This window comes from Scytonema sp. UIC 10036 (assembly GCF_009725235.1).
Window position 1 is genome coordinate 36,414 of record NZ_WJFC01000024.1, and the last position, 14,367, is coordinate 50,780.

Sequence of the window (14,367 nt, forward strand, 5' to 3'; positions counted from 1 at the left end):
AATGGCGTTCTAGTGATATGCAGCGAACTTTCATCCCTGGCATTATTCCACCTCTAGTAGAATCCGAACCCTCTTTGTGGTTCGCGTTTGTTGGCAACAAGTTATTAATCCGTTCTGAAGGGACAGTTAGCCACATTCCCAGGTTTGTCAGTTTAGCAGAAATTGGTTTGAAGGCACTGCGATCGCAATTCCTCGGTACTCTTGATGGCATTGGGTGTTACTCAGCCGAACTGCCCAAGGATTCTATCATCCCTGATAGTTTGAGGTTAATGGGACTGCGGGAATTGTATGGAAGCTTGGATGAGGACTTGTATGCAGTATGTGGTCGCGCCGTTCAGATTATGGAATGGGATCGTACCCACCAGTACTGCGGTCATTGCGCGACACCTACAGTTCAATTAGCACATGAGCGTGCCAAGCGTTGCCCTAAATGCGAGTTAGTAAATTATCCGCGCCTCTCACCTGCAATGATTGTTCTTGTCTCGCGGGGTGAAGAAGTATTATTAGCTCGTGCGCCTCGGTTTCCACCGGGTATGTACAGCATACTGGCTGGATTTGTGGAACCAGGAGAATCATTAGAAGAAACAGTGGTGCGAGAAGTCCGAGAGGAAGTAGGGATTGAGGTCAAAGATATTCGCTATTTTGGCTCGCAACCCTGGCCATTTCCCAACTCACTAATGATTGGATTTACTGCAACTTATGCAAGTGGTGATATCGTCATCGAACCCCAGGAGTTAGTCGATGCTGCTTGGTTTAGTAAATATAACCTACCGCAGATTCCTCCCAAGCCAAGTATTGCTCGAAAACTCCTCGACTGGTTTGTTTCAACTTAATAAACTGCGATCTCCATGATATAAATTCACTCCCACTGCCAGAAAAACAAAACCCCCAAAATCTCATAACTGCATTACTGCATAGAAGAATATGGGGGGTGGGTTAGGTACAGTCATATTAATGATAATCAGACCACTGCATGAAAACAGCATGAGGAAATAGTGAGAAAAATCTCATGATGTATAAGAAACTTTTTGATACCGTGTACTGTATATCTATTGTTTTTTATATTTGTGCTTTTACCAACTATAACCATGAATTCACAAGCATATCTTTCGCAATCCAAAAATTCTTCTTATGAGACAGAATTGATTCAACAAGAAGACCAGTGTTTGTTGTACGAGAGGTTTTGCGTTGTTGCTAGAAATACTGAAGACGGAAGTTATTATGTTGGACGTATTCAAGTAAATGCAATTCAGCCTGATTATTTTTGTTGGTGTCATGCCTGTCAACAGTTGAATCTCAGGATTTCGGTATATGGCTACCTATCCAAATCTAATGATGATAACAAGATACCGTTGTTAGTTATCAAATAACCAAAAGTTAGTCACAGCCCGTGCTTTGCACATAGTGTGGCAGAGACTAAGCTGGTTTGTTTATTCGAGTCTCAAACTAGAATTTTTGAGTTTAACTTGATTAAAACCTTCAATACCCTGCAATCCACCCGTATGAACGGCGACGATTGTAATATTGTGATGGAAAAATCCTTTTTTTGCCAAATCGAAAATACCAAAAAACATTTTTCCAGTGTAAATTGGATCGAGAGCAATAGAGTATTTTCGTTTAAAGTCATTGACAAAATCAATTAATTCTGGCTTCCATTTGGCATAGCCACCAAAACAGTAATCATCGGTGATTTGCCAATTTTGGCAGCGTAAATTATCTTGCGTGTCAAGCAATCTTTGCACGTCATTTTTCAAAAAATTTCCTTTTAATGCTGAAAACCCAATAATATATTGATCTGAATCAGCAGCCGCAACAATACCAGCTAAAGTACAACCCGTACCACACGCCGTACAAAAATAATCAGGTCGAACTAGCATTTGTGAATGAACTTCGTCAACAGTTTCTCTACAGCCGTGCAAAGCTAAAGTATTCGAGCCGCCTGATGGCAAAAAATAAACATTACCAAATTCTTTTTTTATCTGTTGAAAAATCAAACTTTCATCGCGAAACTCAGAGCGGCTGACAAAGAGCAATTTCATTCCACACTTTTCGGCAAAATCAAGTGTTGTGTTGAGGGGTTCGGTACGTTCACCGCGAATAATACCGATGGTTTTAATGCCCACATATTTTCCCACGACAGCCGTAGCGTAGATATGATTTGAGAAGGCACCCCCGAATGTAACAAGCCGTGGAAATCCTAACTCTTTGATTTTCAAGCAATTGTATTTCAGTTTCCGGAATTTATTACCTGATACTGAAGAATTTAGCAAATCATCTCTTTTAATCAAAAGCCTAATTTTAGCTTCTGTTAGCGTTTCGTCAAAAATTTCCTGAATTGGGCTGACAGGTACATTAAAAAAATTGGCGACTGTTTCTGAGGAAGTCATATTTAGCGGATACCCTCATTATCGATCGCACTGTAAATGTCGATAGGCGCGAGTCCCAACCAAGGATCGCTACTGGGAGTCAAAAACAGTTCGGCGTAAACTTTTTCATTTAATGAATCCACATAGCTTGTTTGGTTACCTTGTACAAACCATTGATGAATTTGCCTGTGCAGGATATACTCATTTCTAACTGTATCAAGAGCCATTGCCGCTTCAAAATTACGAATCAGGTTTGATAGCTCCTGTGGATTTTTAGCAGACTGAAACTTTTTATCACCGATTAAGGCAATGCTGTTTTTATCCAGTTTGGCAGACTCTGTGTAAAGTTGGGCGATTCTGCTCCAAGTTGCTCGATCTGTTATTTCTAAAGGAGTGCTTGGATTTTCAGTGCTTTGTGGCTGGAGATTGTTTAGTATTGGACTTTCCACTCTCATTTTTGAGACTGCTACCGTACCTGCTACTGTAGCATTGGGAGTTTCGCTTTCATTACTAGGAGATGCAACTAACCGGGGTGGAGACTGGATACCCAGTTTCGCTAAATCTGCTGTCCATTGGTTTTGGAGAGTGGTGAGGCGATCGCTATGGTATTGTCGTAAAAAAGCTTCGCGTTGGGAACTGTTACGTTTGCTGTATTCCTTTGCTGCGACTTCCCCTTGCTGGAGGCGATCGAGAAAAGCTTTTGGTCCGTATAGCCCTGGAATTGCATCAATGGGACGACCCGAACTATCTAAGATGTAATGAATGCTATTACCTGTAATTGTGCGTTCTAGTTTGCGCCCGTCACCAAAATCAATCGTTACTTTAGGAACGGGACGAACTGATTGCCAATGTAGAATAAAGTTTTCTCTTAATAACTTGGAAATTTCCGCGTTGGGATATAGTGCGACTCTAAAAAACCTGCTGTTGGCGCAGCTGAGATCTGTGTCCAAGTTACCCAGCAACCTCAAAGATAGGATTGGTTTACCGCTAGCTGTTGCGGCGGCTTTCGCTTTTTCCAGATCGGTGTACCAGTAAAGCTGAGAAGCATAGCAATCCTTTTGCTGACAGAGTGAATCTAAAGCCTGACGGATTTGCACGTTAGCAGAATTTAATTCATTGGCATGAGATTTGAGAAATATTTCCAATCCCGTTTGACCTTGTTGTCGCAGCGTCGCAACTTCTTCAGATAGTTTAGACGTTTTTAATATAGGAGTTTGAGTATAAGCTATTTGCGAAATACCGACACTTACTAGCATCAGTACAAATGGAATTTGAAAAAGATTGGTTTTCATAATAGAAACGACAAAAGAGCCAATTTTGACCTACTTTCTCCAAGATTAACATGAAGATTCGGAAACAACTGTATGTTCTACATCTCTTCATAGTAGGGTTTCAATACTTGTCGGTTAAGCCTAAAAATACGAAAACACGTAGGTTGGGTTGAGGAACGAAACCCAACATTTATCAGCATTTGTTGGGTTTCGCGCTTCGCTCTACCCAACCTACAATTTCCTTATCCGAGCAGTATTGAGTAGGGTTTGAGAAATGGAATCAAATTCTTTGAATTCTATCTTGACTGTAGTAACTGAGTACCCTAATGGGTAATCCTTTATTTTATTTCTGGAATTGAGAGTAAATCTACAGAAGTTAGTTATTGTCAAATTCAACTAATACTTCTCTACGATAGATGAACAGTATCACACAAACAACTCTTCCCACTCTAAAAAATGGTAATTCTGGTGTAGCCGTCAAAATTTTGCAACGGTTGTTAATGTTTCAAAGTATCAGTGTTCCCAGATTATTTCTGAAAATTGATGGCAATTTCGGTCAAGCAACAGAAGCTGCTGTGAAAGATTTTCAAAAAAGCAGAGGATTATCTGTAGATGGAGTGGTCGGACTCAAAACTTGGCAAGAACTGAGTGCTTTACCTGGTGATGGAGAAGAAACTTTGTAAGTAAAACAAGTAGGGGCGCAATGCCTTGCGCCCTTATAAAAAATGTGGTTTATTTAGATAACAACTATTGCGATATCATCAAATCCTAGTTTTCAGTTGAGGTTTTGATGTTTGTCTGAGTTTTTGTATATCTGTTTTATCCCAACCAGCCCATATATTAATATCAGTACGGTTGCCTTTCAATTTGTTACAAGCCCTACAAAGCAGGATAAAGTTATTTGTCGTGTTGGTTGTGTAGCCCCAAAGCTCATCGGGATCTGTTGGAGTCTTTTTGGGTGTCAAGGGTTTGACATGATCTATAGTATATGGATTGTCTTCAGTAAAAAGACATCGACACTTTTTGTTAAAACAGCGATTTCCTTGAATTTTTATTTGCTCTTGAATCCACTTGTCATAAGTTCCAGATACTTTTAACTGGTGATACAAAGAACGAGGCGAACACTGTTCGTTCCATCTTTGATTAGTTTCTTCAATACCATTTATTGCTGTTTCCGATCTTTTTTGAATTTCATATAGCTCTTTTCTCAGTTGACTGATACTTTTCATAAAGTCCCTCCAACACTTTGCAAGAATTCTTCTCTCTCCTTTGAAGATAGTGAATCCGCGTACTCTTGCATAGTTTGATAATGCCCTTCTATTGCATCAGATATCATCTGTATTGCTTGTGTAGATTTTCTACAAATCTCTGAATATCTTTTATTAAAATTATCAATTTGATTTTCAACTTCTGCAACTTCAGGTGAATTAACTATTTGCTGAAACTCCAGAGCAGAAGATGGTCTTCTCAACTTTTCCAACAAACCTTCAAGTAGTAATGCGTTTCTATGTTGAAGCCGTAGTGAATTCTTCAATGTATGTTCAATTCTTTTGACTACACCTTGACAAACGTAAGTATGCTCTTTATTAGCCTTGGTGTACATAACACCAACTGTTAGCTTTTTAGCTAAATAATTTGAGCATCCTAATGACTTTAATTGTTTTCTCGTGATAGTTTTCATAAAATTCTGTATAACTGTCTGAATCTAGCCAATGTCTAAAATCTTCTTGATTTCATTTGGGATATATTTTATGGTAGAGATTATAAAATTTCTTATTTTTACTAATGTCTGGTTTTGATATTCTGCTATATCTCTTAGTTGCTCGTTTTCCTCTATTAAGATTTCACTTCCCTCTTTGAGCTTGTTAATAGCTTGAAGATTTTCATTTAAAGTCTTTTGATGTATTTCAATTTGTTTTTCTTGTCTGATAATTTCTTGCTTTTGGTCTTCAAGTGTTTTTCTTTGCTCGTTAATTCTTTCTTGCTGTTGTTCGAGTTCTTTTTGGTTGATTTCAATTTGCTTTCGGTCTTTTCTAATTTGTTCCTCAAGAGCAGCTAATGTTTCATTAAGAGTGACAATACTCTTATCTCGCATGGTCACAAGACCTTTCTGATAAGCTTGCTGTCTTTGACGAGTTTTCGTCTCTGGACCCGCAAAAGATGCCAATCTCAATGATAATTCGTTCCATTCTTCTTGAGAAAAGACTTTGAGAACATCCTCAACTGTGACTGATGGCGATTGTGCGATCGCTCGTTCAACATCTGCCATCGTCCAACCCAAGGACACGCGGAGAACTTTTTTACGCTCTGTATCCAGTTTGATAATAAATTTTAGCTCTTGCTTGTGCGTTCCAGTCACCGCTTCACACCCCCCAATACTTATCGTCAACAATCATCTGTAGTAGCAGATTCAACGAGCAAACTTTTTGTTCCGGACGACTTCTGCTTAATTCACCAATTAATTTTTCTGAGGTCAGAAACCCACCAATACCATCATGATTGGTTAATCTGCGTCCATTGGGAAAACCTAGCAGCCTATGATTAGGAAGAATTATACCAATCATACTGGTCTGCCTGGTATTTTGCGATCGCGACAAGATAAGCAAATCAGTTTTACTCATCATCAAAAATTTGATTTTCCCAAAGTGAAACAATATGTAGCTTTAGGTGCTGATTAGCCGCGAGAAAAAATTAGCGATCTGGAAACTCAAAGTCCCTAATATATGCTATGATCGTAGACCACGTAAAGCGTTGTAAAAAACAGTTTATGAAGCAAGTCATATTACCAGAAGTTCTCACCCTAGAAGAAGTTTCGGAATATTTACGTTTGCCAATGGAAACTTTACAGCGTCAAGCCTTACAAGGAAAGCTTCCCGGTCGTCAAATTGAAAACGAATGGAGGTTTTTGAAAGTTGCAATTGATGATTGGTTGCGTGCTCAAAATAGTCGTTCTACCCTACTTCAACAAGCAGGGGCTTTTGCAGATGATACATCTCTTGCTCAATTGAGAACAAGTATTTATGAAGCGCGAGGACGTTCTGAAGTCGATGAGTCATTATAACGTAAATGTATTTGCTTGATACTGATACTCTAACCCACCTTTATGCTGGAAACACGAATGTTATTGCTAGGTTGAATGCTGTTGAAACTTCAGAGGTGGGAATTACCATTATTACAAAAGCAGAAATGCTGCGCGGGCGTATTGAGTATCTGATTAAAGCAGAAAATAGTGAAAGTTTATTAAGGGCGCAAGAGTTTTTGTTTCGCACAGAAGAATTCTTAGCAGAACTTTTAATTGTTCCCATCAGTCAAAGCGCAGCAGATGAATTTGAGCGTTTGCGTATAGTATCAAAACTACGCAAAATTGGACGAGCTGATTTGTTAATTGCGAGTATCTCCTTAGCCAATAGAGCTACATTAGTGACACGGAATATCAGACATTTTCAACAAATTCCTGGATTACGGGTTGTAAATTGGGTTGATTGAAATATAATACTGTTTTGTCTAGTATTTTGCGCTCGCGACAATATGAGCAAAGAAGAAACAGAGGTTGGTGTCATAGTTCGACTACCATTTACTCCGGTAAAGGCTCGTTAAAATCATCAGGGACTGTAAACTCTCCGGCGCAAAGACCAGTATTCTGGTTCTAATTGATGCAGAAACCCTAGCATGGTTTCAAACGCAAGGAAAAGATTATGAAAAACGGATAGCTACAGCATTAATACTTATGCAGAAGCACATAAGTATTAATGTGGCGAAAGATTAACGTGGTAGGCAAGCAACAGATAGCTCTGTATTGTAAACTAGTCATAAAAGTACTTTCAAAAAAAATGTATTTTCTTTATGTCCTCTTTGGTAGAAATCGAAACAGCAATTAAACAACTTCCAGAAAACGAAATTCGCCAACTTGCCACATGGATTCAGACATACTTAGATGAAGCATGGGATCGGCAAATAGAAGTAGATTTAAAATCTGGTAAATTAAACAACCTAATTGCTAAAGCAGAAGCTGACATTGCAGCTAATAACGTGAGGGATCTTGATGAAGTCCTTAACGACACCTGATTTTTGGCAAGCATATGCTGCTTTGTCTTCTGAGATAAAAGAGCAGGCTCAAAAAGCATACCAGCTTGGGACATTGGGCTGTGCGATACGGCTGTCTTCCGTTAGCGCTTACGCTATCGCTGATGTTTCAAGTTGCTTCGCACGCTCAAATATCCCCTTTACGATTAAGCTTTACCGGAACGCTTAACGTAGTGCGTCGAGCTGTTCCCAAATTTCAACGTCTCTCGCTGTGAAGAAATACCTTTTTTTTTACCTGGCTTGTTAGAGAAATCCGCAGATGTTCAAATACCAGAACGTGAAGGAAGAAGTAACCCGCGAGTAGTTAAAAAAACTAGAGCTAAATTTCCTTCCAAGAAACTGATACACAAAGGAACGGGAGCAAAAATTGAAACACTCACCTTCAGCGCAAGTGTGAGCTTCATCAACAATGACCAATTCCGGACAAGCCCGTAGAAATTCATCACGCCGACTGTCAGATTTAATAAAATCCGTAGAGACAATTGTAAAAGGGTATAAATCGAACAGCGATTGTCCCAAACGACAATTTTGTTGCAAGCGAGTCACCGTACTTGGCAACACCAACTCTGCTTCAATATGAAACTTGTTTCGCAACTCTAGAGTACTTTAATTAAAGACCCTACAGCAAAAGTCATAAATTATACGATTTTGGATTTTGAATTTTGGCTCGACATTGGTTCTCAACTATAGCGGTTTTCAATTGGGTACAATACATAAAAAGTTTTGGAACCGCAGATGAACGCAGATGGACGCGGATAAATTTGTACTTCAATAAGAGTGAAAACCGCTATATTACTAAAGATTACCTAGACACAACTCGTGTTTGAGCTTGTAAGTCAGATTGAGGTTTGCTTGTCACTACAATCTCTACATCTTGACCTAGTGCATTCAAGAAGCGAAATAGGCGCACAGTCGAAAATTCTGATAATTTTCCCGTCATTAAAGCAGAAACCTTTGCTCGATCAATTCCTAAAAGTTCTGCTGCTTCAGCCTGCGTTATTTGTTGTGTAGTAATAATGTTACTAATCTTGCGTACAAGTTCAGCTTTTAACAGTAATTCATCAGGGTTTTCTAGACCCAAATCGGCAAATACATTACCGCTACTTGCTTGTACTTTAATTTCCTCAGTCATTCTTTTTCTCCGTGTTGGGTGGCAAAATAACGGTAACTGTAAAAGTCTGATTAAGCAAAATTATCAGTTTGTGTCAGCAGTTGCAGTTGGTTTTCTGCTTCTCTCCGTAATTGTTTGGCTTGTTCCTTATCCGTTTTACCACTTTTTCTTCTTGAGTTGACAGTTCTATCGGTGGGTTCCAAACTATAGGACGCATAGTCATTGTACTCCTAATACTCTTTTCTCCTTATCTTTGAGTTCACTAAAACATGGGCTTTTTGTCAACTACAATACTCCACAACTCCATTGCATAACCATCCATTCATTCATCACCCGTGCTTAAGAAGGCGGTGCTGCTTTCATCATCTACTCTTCGACGAGTCTATTTTATTTTCATAGTATTTCTAGATTTTTTTGGCTTTGTCTGGTGGTTCAAGCGTTTGTTATTTATCATGCTTAGTCAGTTTCACGTAAATCCGGATATGTCTATTCACCACAATGCCACTAGAAAAATTGATGTCATTTCATGACTTAGTATCAGGTTCAATCCCGTCAGGAACGCTATCAAAGCCGCCTACAAGAAGATAGTACGATCGCACTCTATTTTTCCCAAGTCTTAGTTTGTACTCAAAGAGTGCTATCTACAAGTCTATTGATATTAATTGTCATCGACAAGCACATCAAATGCTCGCGCTCTCAATGCTATCAAACCAAGATCTTTGCCGTATTTGAGTTCCTTGTCGTGCTATACACAGTATGCCGGATTTGTCAATATCTTCTACTGAACCGGCGCTCTAGCAGCTTTTATGCGTCGTATTAATATATGTGAAGAACGTGGTAGTGGTATTGACAAAGTGGTTGATGTGGTTGAAGTATTTCAGTTACCAGCCCCAGCTTTTAAGGTAACAGAGAGCCATACTCAAGCTATTTTATTTGCTTATAAGAAGTTAGCAGATATGGACAAGGAAGACAGAATAAGAGCGTGTTATCAGCATGCTTGTTTGCGATTTGTATCTAACGAACAAATGACTAATTCTTCATTGCGAAAAAGATTTTCAATTTCCTCAGAGAATGCCTCGATTGCCTCACGTATTATCACAGACACAATAAAGGCGGGGTTGATCAAACCTTACGATCCAAGTAGTGAATCTAAAAAACACACAAAGTATGTTCCTTTTTGGGCTTAACTAGCTTTTGAGCTTCGAGTTTTATTTGACGGTTATTTGACTTGAGATGGTGGGCGTTACCCATCTAGCCCTGTCAAGGTGGATCAAAACTTTAGGAAATTAATAGCTTTCTCACCTCTTACCTCAGCGTACTCTGCGTCTCGGCGGTTAAATAAATTACTTTTGAACCGCAGAGGACGCTCCAGAGCACAGAGAGGGAATATGAGCAATTGCTAATCAAAATTTTATAAGTCACCTTGACAATCCTAGCGTTACCCATCTTAGCTTTGTACCATATTTATTAAATGATTAAATTTATTCCTATTTACGATGCCATCTCCTTTACCTGGGATGAATCCTTATCTGGAAAACCCAGAATTGTGGTCAGAATTTCATAGCCGGATGATTGTGGCGATCGCTGATGCTCTTGACGATCGCCTCAGTCGAGATTACCGTGTTGCTGTGGAAAAGCGGGTATATTTGAGCGAAGCAGAGGAAAGTGTGTTGGTTGGCATTCCCGATGTATCTGTTACTGCTTCTGTGCCAAAGAAAACTCAAGCGACAACTTCTGCTACCATGGTTCAACCTGTCAACATTGAGATTCCAATTGCAGAGGAAGTTCAAGAGCGTTTTCTAGAAATTCGCGAAGGAAATACTGGAACCGTCATCACGACTATCGAGGTGCTATCACCTAAAAATAAACGCACTGGTGAAGGACGCAGTACTTATCTGCAAAAGCGACAAAAAATTCTTACGAGTGCGACTCACTTAATAGAAATAGATTTACTGCGGGGAGGTGAACCACTTCCCATGATTGGTGCAATTCCATCCGATTATCGGATTTTAATAAGTCGAAGCCCTCAACGTCCGAAAGCTCAACTCTACGCCTTTAACTTGAGACAACCGATACCAGCTTTTCCAATTCCTTTACGTCCTGAAGAACCAGAGCCATTGTTGGAATTGCAACCCTTGCTACATCGGGTGTACGATCGCGCTCGGTTAGAACTGGCGATCGACTACAATACACCTTGCATTCCCAAGTTATCTCTAGAAGATGATACTTGGCTGCGAAGTTTCATCTCCTAAAAAAAATCAATCATTGCGGGCGTGTTCAAACTCATAAATATAGAAGAGTCGGCTAAATCTCTTAATTTGGTATCCCACGATAGCAAATAGAATCGCGCCTCCAATTGCCCACCAGAAAGCTGCAGGAGGGATAGTAGTTAGAATCGAGCCACTTGTTTGCTGGAAGTTTGCGATTGCAGCTTTCACAGCTATAGCTCGTGCATCCACAATGACCCCCACAAGCAAACACACAGCAGCAGCTATATAAGCCAATACAGAGAGACGATTGAAATTTTTCAGAGCATCCTGGCAAACCTTACAGTGTTGAGTATGAGTTGTCCACACATCAAAAAGCTTCTGCTTGTCCGCCTCTTCTAGAGCCAAACCATCTTCCGAAACCCAAGGAACACCGCCTCCAGCTCTTGTTTCCAGCCACTGGCGAAACGTAATTACCATTTTATCTTGGGGATTTGGAGTATAAACTGCATTGAGCCATTTGTCCTTTCGTCGTCCCAGAATCTTCTGTTGATAGTGAAGGAACACCAAATCTTGATGTAAGAATAAAGAAGACAACACGTGACCCAACCAAATTGGCATGGGTAGTCCAAAAATCCCCAAACCTTTTGGCTTTTGCCCTGCATCATTCTTCACTAACACTTGGCATCCGATGTGACGACACCATCCCGGACGAGTCGGGGTAGCATACAATGCTAGTATAAGCTTTCCGCCATCCGTATTGCTTGAGACAATCCTCATGTGACATGGCGGTTGAAAGTCATGAACTGCTTGTTCAATATTAGGAGCCGTTGGTGTAATTTCAAAAGAAAAACCTTCTTGAGTAGACACATTCCGCACTAGATTCATGTTATAGTACTTGGCATCCTTATAGCGACTTCCAACAAGTCCGTGGTGAGAGACAGGGACATGAGCGGGATCTGCCACATTCTCCATGAAAAAGTCCCATCCATAGGGAAGATCGCGTACATTCCAAAATAGCTGTACCGCTTTGTCTGAGCCATTTTCAAGCTCTGGTATGATTCGCGGTGACCTCAATTGACTTTCCTGTTGGGCTTGCGAACCTGATTCTGACCATACCCACAGCAACCCTTGGCATTCTTGAGTGGGATAAGCGGTAGCGCACGACCTCGTGTTTGAGCAATTCTTTGCCTCAGTTTGCTCATTTTGTGATTGAGGAATGTTGACACAATTCCCTTGAGAATCAAAACGCCAAGCGTGATACGCGCACAAAAGTGTCCCGTCAGATTCAACACGACCTTCTGAAAGCGGAACCAATCGATGGGGACAACAATCTTCAAAACAACGCCATTTACCAGCCCCATCCCGCCACAAGACAATCTCTTTTCCTAGTAACTGCATTGCGTGGGGACGAGAAGAGTCCAAGAAATCTACAACAGCTACCGGATACCACTGTTTAGTCCACTGAAATACCTCTTCTTGCTGGTGAAATTGTTCGACAGCATCACGTATATTTCCTGGCAGACTCATCTCAGTAGCCACAGGTACTCCTTATTCTTAATAAAACAACCTCTCTTAAAGAATTTTAACACAACCAATACGGATATTAGTAGGTTGGGTTGAGGAACGAAACCCAACAAACACATTTTTATTCTTTAAGCAAAACTGTTACTTTTGTGTCAGCTTCGGGAACTCTATCAATAGAGTTCATGTAACGGTAATCTCAGTAGTGCATTTCCCGTAAATGAGTCTTATAAATTAATTTTGCTTTCCGAGTTTTTACTGGTGTTATTTGCCCTGCACTAGAGTAGCTACTGTTTCTGAACTTTGTTGTAAACACCATTTAGGGTTTTGAGAATCAGCATATGGATAAATCCATTATTCAATTGGTTGACGAGTTACCATCTGACAATATTACTGTCAAAGTTTTAAAGGCACTGGATTACGTAGCACCAGGGCAGTGGAATAATCTGGTAGGATTTGACAACAGTATCCGTGCAATTACTGGAGAAACCAATCCCCAAGTCATTCAGCAAATTCGCGATCGCGCTATTGTTCTGTACCACGATCCTCAACAAGGCTACCAAGCTGCCATCAAACTTTATCAAACGATTGATAGCGCAGATACAGCTATGGCAACTGCTGCTTTAGCCAACAAAGTAGGTGAGAAAATCGGTTTTCTTTCCTTCTTAAGCAAAATTACACCAAAAGCTGACGTCACTCAAACAATTGATTTAGTCCTGAAAGTAGCTGTCGAAATTATTGCATTCTCCAAACTCAATGGCATTCCCCAACCCAACCCACAAGAATTTGTCAATACTCTCACAAATAACTATAAAGATGCATCTCTGATGCGGATGGTTGCTTTAGTTTGTTTGGATGGAGTTTTGCCCTTAGGTCCTGACTTTCTCAGCAAGATACAGGAAGTGATAAGTGGTGCAAATACTGACGCGATCGCTCAAAATCCTATCTTTTCAAGCATCAACAACTTTCTACCAGGCAGCAATCCTTCTGATAAAGTGGGTTTTATCACTCAGGGTTTCAACTCCGTGCAAGGCTGGATGAATAACTTAGTCTCAAAAACTGGTGTAACTCCCCAATCAATTTTTAGTCATCTAGGCAATTTTATTCAGATGGCTGATGATAATTTAGACTTTGTGGCAGCATTCCTAGATCAAACCACCAATTACTACGAGCATACAGGAATTCAAACTGTGGCTCGCAGTCTGATTTTACAAGCTCATACTTTAGTCAAACAAGAAGTTCAAGAACAGCCACCAACGTCCCGTGCTATAAAAACTGATAACGATCGGTATGCAGAGGGGACAAAAGTAGAGGTTTGGGATAGTGAAGATGAGGAGTGGTACAAGGCTACTGTTGAACAAGTCAAAGGTAACCGTTACTTTATTCAGTATAGTGGTTACGATTCCTCTGATAACGAGTGGGTTGAAGAAGACGATATTCGGATACGCGATCGCCACTCATCTGATGACGGTGAATATAGAGTAGGTCAAAAGGTAAAAGTTTGGGATGAGGAAGAAGAGGAGTGGTATTCTGCAACAATTGGTAAAATCAAAAGTCAGCAATATTTTGTGCATTACATCGGTTACGACTCATCCTATGATGAATGGGTTGATGAGGAAGAAGTTTGTTAACAACAAGCTCTCTTCAACCCAATACTGCTCGGATAAGCGTTTTTGTAGGTTGGGTTGAGGAACGAAACCCAACAAATCCTGATAAGTGTTGGGTTTCGTTCCTCAACCCAACCTACCTTAAATTTGAATTTTTAGCTTAACCGACAAGTATTGCTCTTCAACCAACTCCCGTAC

19 protein-coding genes and 2 pseudogenes are annotated in these 14,367 nt (G+C 40.2%); 11 read left to right on the forward strand and 10 right to left on the reverse strand.

The features are described 5' to 3' along the window. Positions 1-17: 17 nt before the first annotated feature. Entirely contained in the window at positions 18-833 is an 816-nt protein-coding gene (nudC, locus tag F7734_RS13630; RefSeq protein WP_155745235.1) for an NAD(+) diphosphatase, read from the forward strand. Positions 834-1,088: 255 nt separating this feature from the next. Continuing rightward, complete coding sequence (locus F7734_RS13635; protein ID WP_155745236.1) at positions 1,089-1,370, forward strand: hypothetical protein; 282 nt, start codon at positions 1,089-1,091, stop codon at positions 1,368-1,370. Between the two features lie 60 nt (positions 1,371-1,430). On the opposite strand, the gene F7734_RS13640 is transcribed toward F7734_RS13635, so the two are convergent. Continuing rightward, entirely contained in the window at positions 1,431-2,387 is a 957-nt protein-coding gene (locus tag F7734_RS13640; RefSeq protein ID WP_155745237.1) for a pyridoxal-phosphate dependent enzyme, read from the reverse strand. A 2-nt stretch (positions 2,388-2,389) separates the two neighbouring features. Continuing rightward, positions 2,390-3,658, reverse strand: coding sequence for a hypothetical protein (locus F7734_RS13645; RefSeq protein ID WP_155745238.1), 1,269 nt, complete (start codon positions 3,656-3,658; stop codon positions 2,390-2,392). A 395-nt stretch (positions 3,659-4,053) separates the two neighbouring features. Here F7734_RS13645 and F7734_RS13650 point away from each other — a divergent pair, with 395 nt between their 5' ends. Beyond that, entirely contained in the window at positions 4,054-4,320 is a 267-nt protein-coding gene (locus tag F7734_RS13650) for a peptidoglycan-binding domain-containing protein (RefSeq protein WP_155745239.1), read from the forward strand. A 78-nt stretch (positions 4,321-4,398) separates the two neighbouring features. Here F7734_RS13650 and F7734_RS13655 read toward each other — a convergent pair whose 3' ends face one another. Genes F7734_RS13655 through F7734_RS13670 form a run of 4 tightly spaced genes read right to left on the reverse strand, consistent with a single transcriptional unit; the run spans position 4,399 to position 6,261 of the window. Continuing rightward, entirely contained in the window at positions 4,399-4,866 is a 468-nt protein-coding gene (locus tag F7734_RS13655) for an HNH endonuclease signature motif containing protein (RefSeq protein ID WP_155745240.1), read from the reverse strand. Beyond that, entirely contained in the window at positions 4,863-5,318 is a 456-nt protein-coding gene (locus F7734_RS13660; protein ID WP_155745241.1) for a hypothetical protein, read from the reverse strand. Before F7734_RS13660 ends, F7734_RS13655 begins: the two co-directional genes overlap by 4 nt. A 24-nt stretch (positions 5,319-5,342) precedes the next feature. After that, the gene (locus tag F7734_RS13665) at positions 5,343-5,996 is read right to left on the reverse strand and encodes a hypothetical protein (RefSeq protein ID WP_155745242.1); all 654 of its coding nucleotides are present in this window, start codon (positions 5,994-5,996) and stop codon (positions 5,343-5,345) included. A gap of 4 nt (positions 5,997-6,000) precedes the next feature. After that, entirely contained in the window at positions 6,001-6,261 is a 261-nt protein-coding gene (locus F7734_RS13670; RefSeq protein ID WP_155745243.1) for a hypothetical protein, read from the reverse strand. Between the two features lie 143 nt (positions 6,262-6,404). On the opposite strand from F7734_RS13670, the gene F7734_RS13675 reads away from it, so the two are divergent. The 5 genes and pseudogenes from F7734_RS13675 to F7734_RS63400 all read left to right on the forward strand — a co-directional run. Continuing rightward, on the forward strand, positions 6,405-6,698 hold the full coding sequence (locus F7734_RS13675) for a helix-turn-helix domain-containing protein (RefSeq protein ID WP_155745244.1): 294 nt from the start codon (positions 6,405-6,407) through the stop codon (positions 6,696-6,698). Positions 6,699-6,703: 5 nt separating this feature from the next. Then, positions 6,704-7,123, forward strand: a complete 420-nt coding sequence (locus F7734_RS13680; protein ID WP_155745245.1) for a type II toxin-antitoxin system VapC family toxin — start codon at positions 6,704-6,706, stop codon at positions 7,121-7,123. Positions 7,124-7,480: 357 nt separating this feature from the next. Next, positions 7,481-7,702 carry a hypothetical protein gene (locus tag F7734_RS13685; RefSeq protein ID WP_155745246.1) on the forward strand — a complete coding sequence of 74 codons (222 nt, stop codon included), beginning with the start codon at positions 7,481-7,483 and terminating at the stop codon, positions 7,700-7,702. Beyond that, positions 7,680-7,889, forward strand: coding sequence for a hypothetical protein (locus F7734_RS13690; RefSeq protein ID WP_155745247.1), 210 nt, complete (start codon positions 7,680-7,682; stop codon positions 7,887-7,889). Before F7734_RS13685 ends, F7734_RS13690 begins: the two co-directional genes overlap by 23 nt. After that, positions 7,822-7,960: pseudogene (locus F7734_RS63400) on the forward strand (IS4 family transposase); the annotation flags it as partial. The gene F7734_RS13690 and the pseudogene F7734_RS63400, both read left to right, overlap by 68 nt. 3 nt (positions 7,961-7,963) lie before the next feature. Here the strand turns inward: F7734_RS63400 and F7734_RS61975 are convergent. The 3 genes from F7734_RS61975 to F7734_RS65255 all read right to left on the reverse strand — a co-directional run bounded on the left by F7734_RS61975 (position 7,964) and on the right by F7734_RS65255 (position 9,034). Continuing rightward, positions 7,964-8,314 (reverse strand): hypothetical protein, encoded by a 351-nt coding sequence (locus tag F7734_RS61975; RefSeq protein ID WP_207714096.1) that lies wholly within the window; start codon positions 8,312-8,314, stop codon positions 7,964-7,966. 208 nt (positions 8,315-8,522) lie between these two features. Continuing rightward, positions 8,523-8,852: a helix-turn-helix transcriptional regulator gene (locus F7734_RS13700; protein ID WP_155745248.1), complete on the reverse strand. Its 330-nt coding sequence runs from the start codon at positions 8,850-8,852 to the stop codon at positions 8,523-8,525. A gap of 50 nt (positions 8,853-8,902) precedes the next feature. Continuing rightward, positions 8,903-9,034: a hypothetical protein gene (locus F7734_RS65255; RefSeq protein WP_279239710.1), complete on the reverse strand. Its 132-nt coding sequence runs from the start codon at positions 9,032-9,034 to the stop codon at positions 8,903-8,905. A gap of 600 nt (positions 9,035-9,634) precedes the next feature. On the opposite strand from F7734_RS65255, the pseudogene F7734_RS13705 reads away from it, so the two are divergent. Then, positions 9,635-10,018, forward strand: a pseudogene (locus F7734_RS13705) (ATP-binding protein); the annotation flags it as partial. A 309-nt stretch (positions 10,019-10,327) separates the two neighbouring features. Continuing rightward, positions 10,328-11,083 (forward strand): DUF4058 family protein, encoded by a 756-nt coding sequence (locus F7734_RS13710; RefSeq protein WP_155745250.1) that lies wholly within the window; start codon positions 10,328-10,330, stop codon positions 11,081-11,083. A 6-nt stretch (positions 11,084-11,089) separates the two neighbouring features. Here F7734_RS13710 and F7734_RS13715 read toward each other — a convergent pair whose 3' ends face one another. Beyond that, positions 11,090-12,568: a Rieske 2Fe-2S domain-containing protein gene (locus F7734_RS13715; RefSeq protein WP_155745293.1), complete on the reverse strand. Its 1,479-nt coding sequence runs from the start codon at positions 12,566-12,568 to the stop codon at positions 11,090-11,092. Positions 12,569-12,903: 335 nt separating this feature from the next. Here F7734_RS13715 and F7734_RS13720 point away from each other — a divergent pair, with 335 nt between their 5' ends. Beyond that, positions 12,904-14,193 (forward strand): Tudor-knot domain-containing protein, encoded by a 1,290-nt coding sequence (locus tag F7734_RS13720; RefSeq protein ID WP_155745251.1) that lies wholly within the window; start codon positions 12,904-12,906, stop codon positions 14,191-14,193. Positions 14,194-14,367: the final 174 nt, after the last annotated feature.

Excerpts from the sequence above, each read along its gene's own strand:
- nudC (WP_155745235.1), top strand. The coding sequence starts at position 18 with ATGCAGCGAACTTTCATCCCTGGCATTATTCCACCTCTAGTAGAATCC.
- F7734_RS13635 (WP_155745236.1), top strand. The coding sequence starts at position 1,089 with ATGAATTCACAAGCATATCTTTCGCAATCCAAAAATTCTTCTTATGAG.
- F7734_RS13640 (WP_155745237.1), bottom strand. The coding sequence starts at position 2,387 with ATGACTTCCTCAGAAACAGTCGCCAATTTTTTTAATGTACCTGTCAGC.
- F7734_RS13645 (WP_155745238.1), bottom strand. The coding sequence starts at position 3,658 with ATGAAAACCAATCTTTTTCAAATTCCATTTGTACTGATGCTAGTAAGT.
- F7734_RS13650 (WP_155745239.1), top strand. The coding sequence starts at position 4,054 with ATGAACAGTATCACACAAACAACTCTTCCCACTCTAAAAAATGGTAAT.
- F7734_RS13655 (WP_155745240.1), bottom strand. The coding sequence starts at position 4,866 with ATGAAAAGTATCAGTCAACTGAGAAAAGAGCTATATGAAATTCAAAAA.
- F7734_RS13660 (WP_155745241.1), bottom strand. The coding sequence starts at position 5,318 with ATGAAAACTATCACGAGAAAACAATTAAAGTCATTAGGATGCTCAAAT.
- F7734_RS13670 (WP_155745243.1), bottom strand. The coding sequence starts at position 6,261 with ATGATGAGTAAAACTGATTTGCTTATCTTGTCGCGATCGCAAAATACC.
- F7734_RS13675 (WP_155745244.1), top strand. The coding sequence starts at position 6,405 with ATGAAGCAAGTCATATTACCAGAAGTTCTCACCCTAGAAGAAGTTTCG.
- F7734_RS13680 (WP_155745245.1), top strand. The coding sequence starts at position 6,704 with ATGTATTTGCTTGATACTGATACTCTAACCCACCTTTATGCTGGAAAC.
- F7734_RS13685 (WP_155745246.1), top strand. The coding sequence starts at position 7,481 with ATGTCCTCTTTGGTAGAAATCGAAACAGCAATTAAACAACTTCCAGAA.
- F7734_RS13690 (WP_155745247.1), top strand. The coding sequence starts at position 7,680 with ATGAAGTCCTTAACGACACCTGATTTTTGGCAAGCATATGCTGCTTTG.
- F7734_RS13700 (WP_155745248.1), bottom strand. The coding sequence starts at position 8,852 with ATGACTGAGGAAATTAAAGTACAAGCAAGTAGCGGTAATGTATTTGCC.
- F7734_RS13710 (WP_155745250.1), top strand. The coding sequence starts at position 10,328 with ATGCCATCTCCTTTACCTGGGATGAATCCTTATCTGGAAAACCCAGAA.
- F7734_RS13715 (WP_155745293.1), bottom strand. The coding sequence starts at position 12,568 with ATGAGTCTGCCAGGAAATATACGTGATGCTGTCGAACAATTTCACCAG.
- F7734_RS13720 (WP_155745251.1), top strand. The coding sequence starts at position 12,904 with ATGGATAAATCCATTATTCAATTGGTTGACGAGTTACCATCTGACAAT.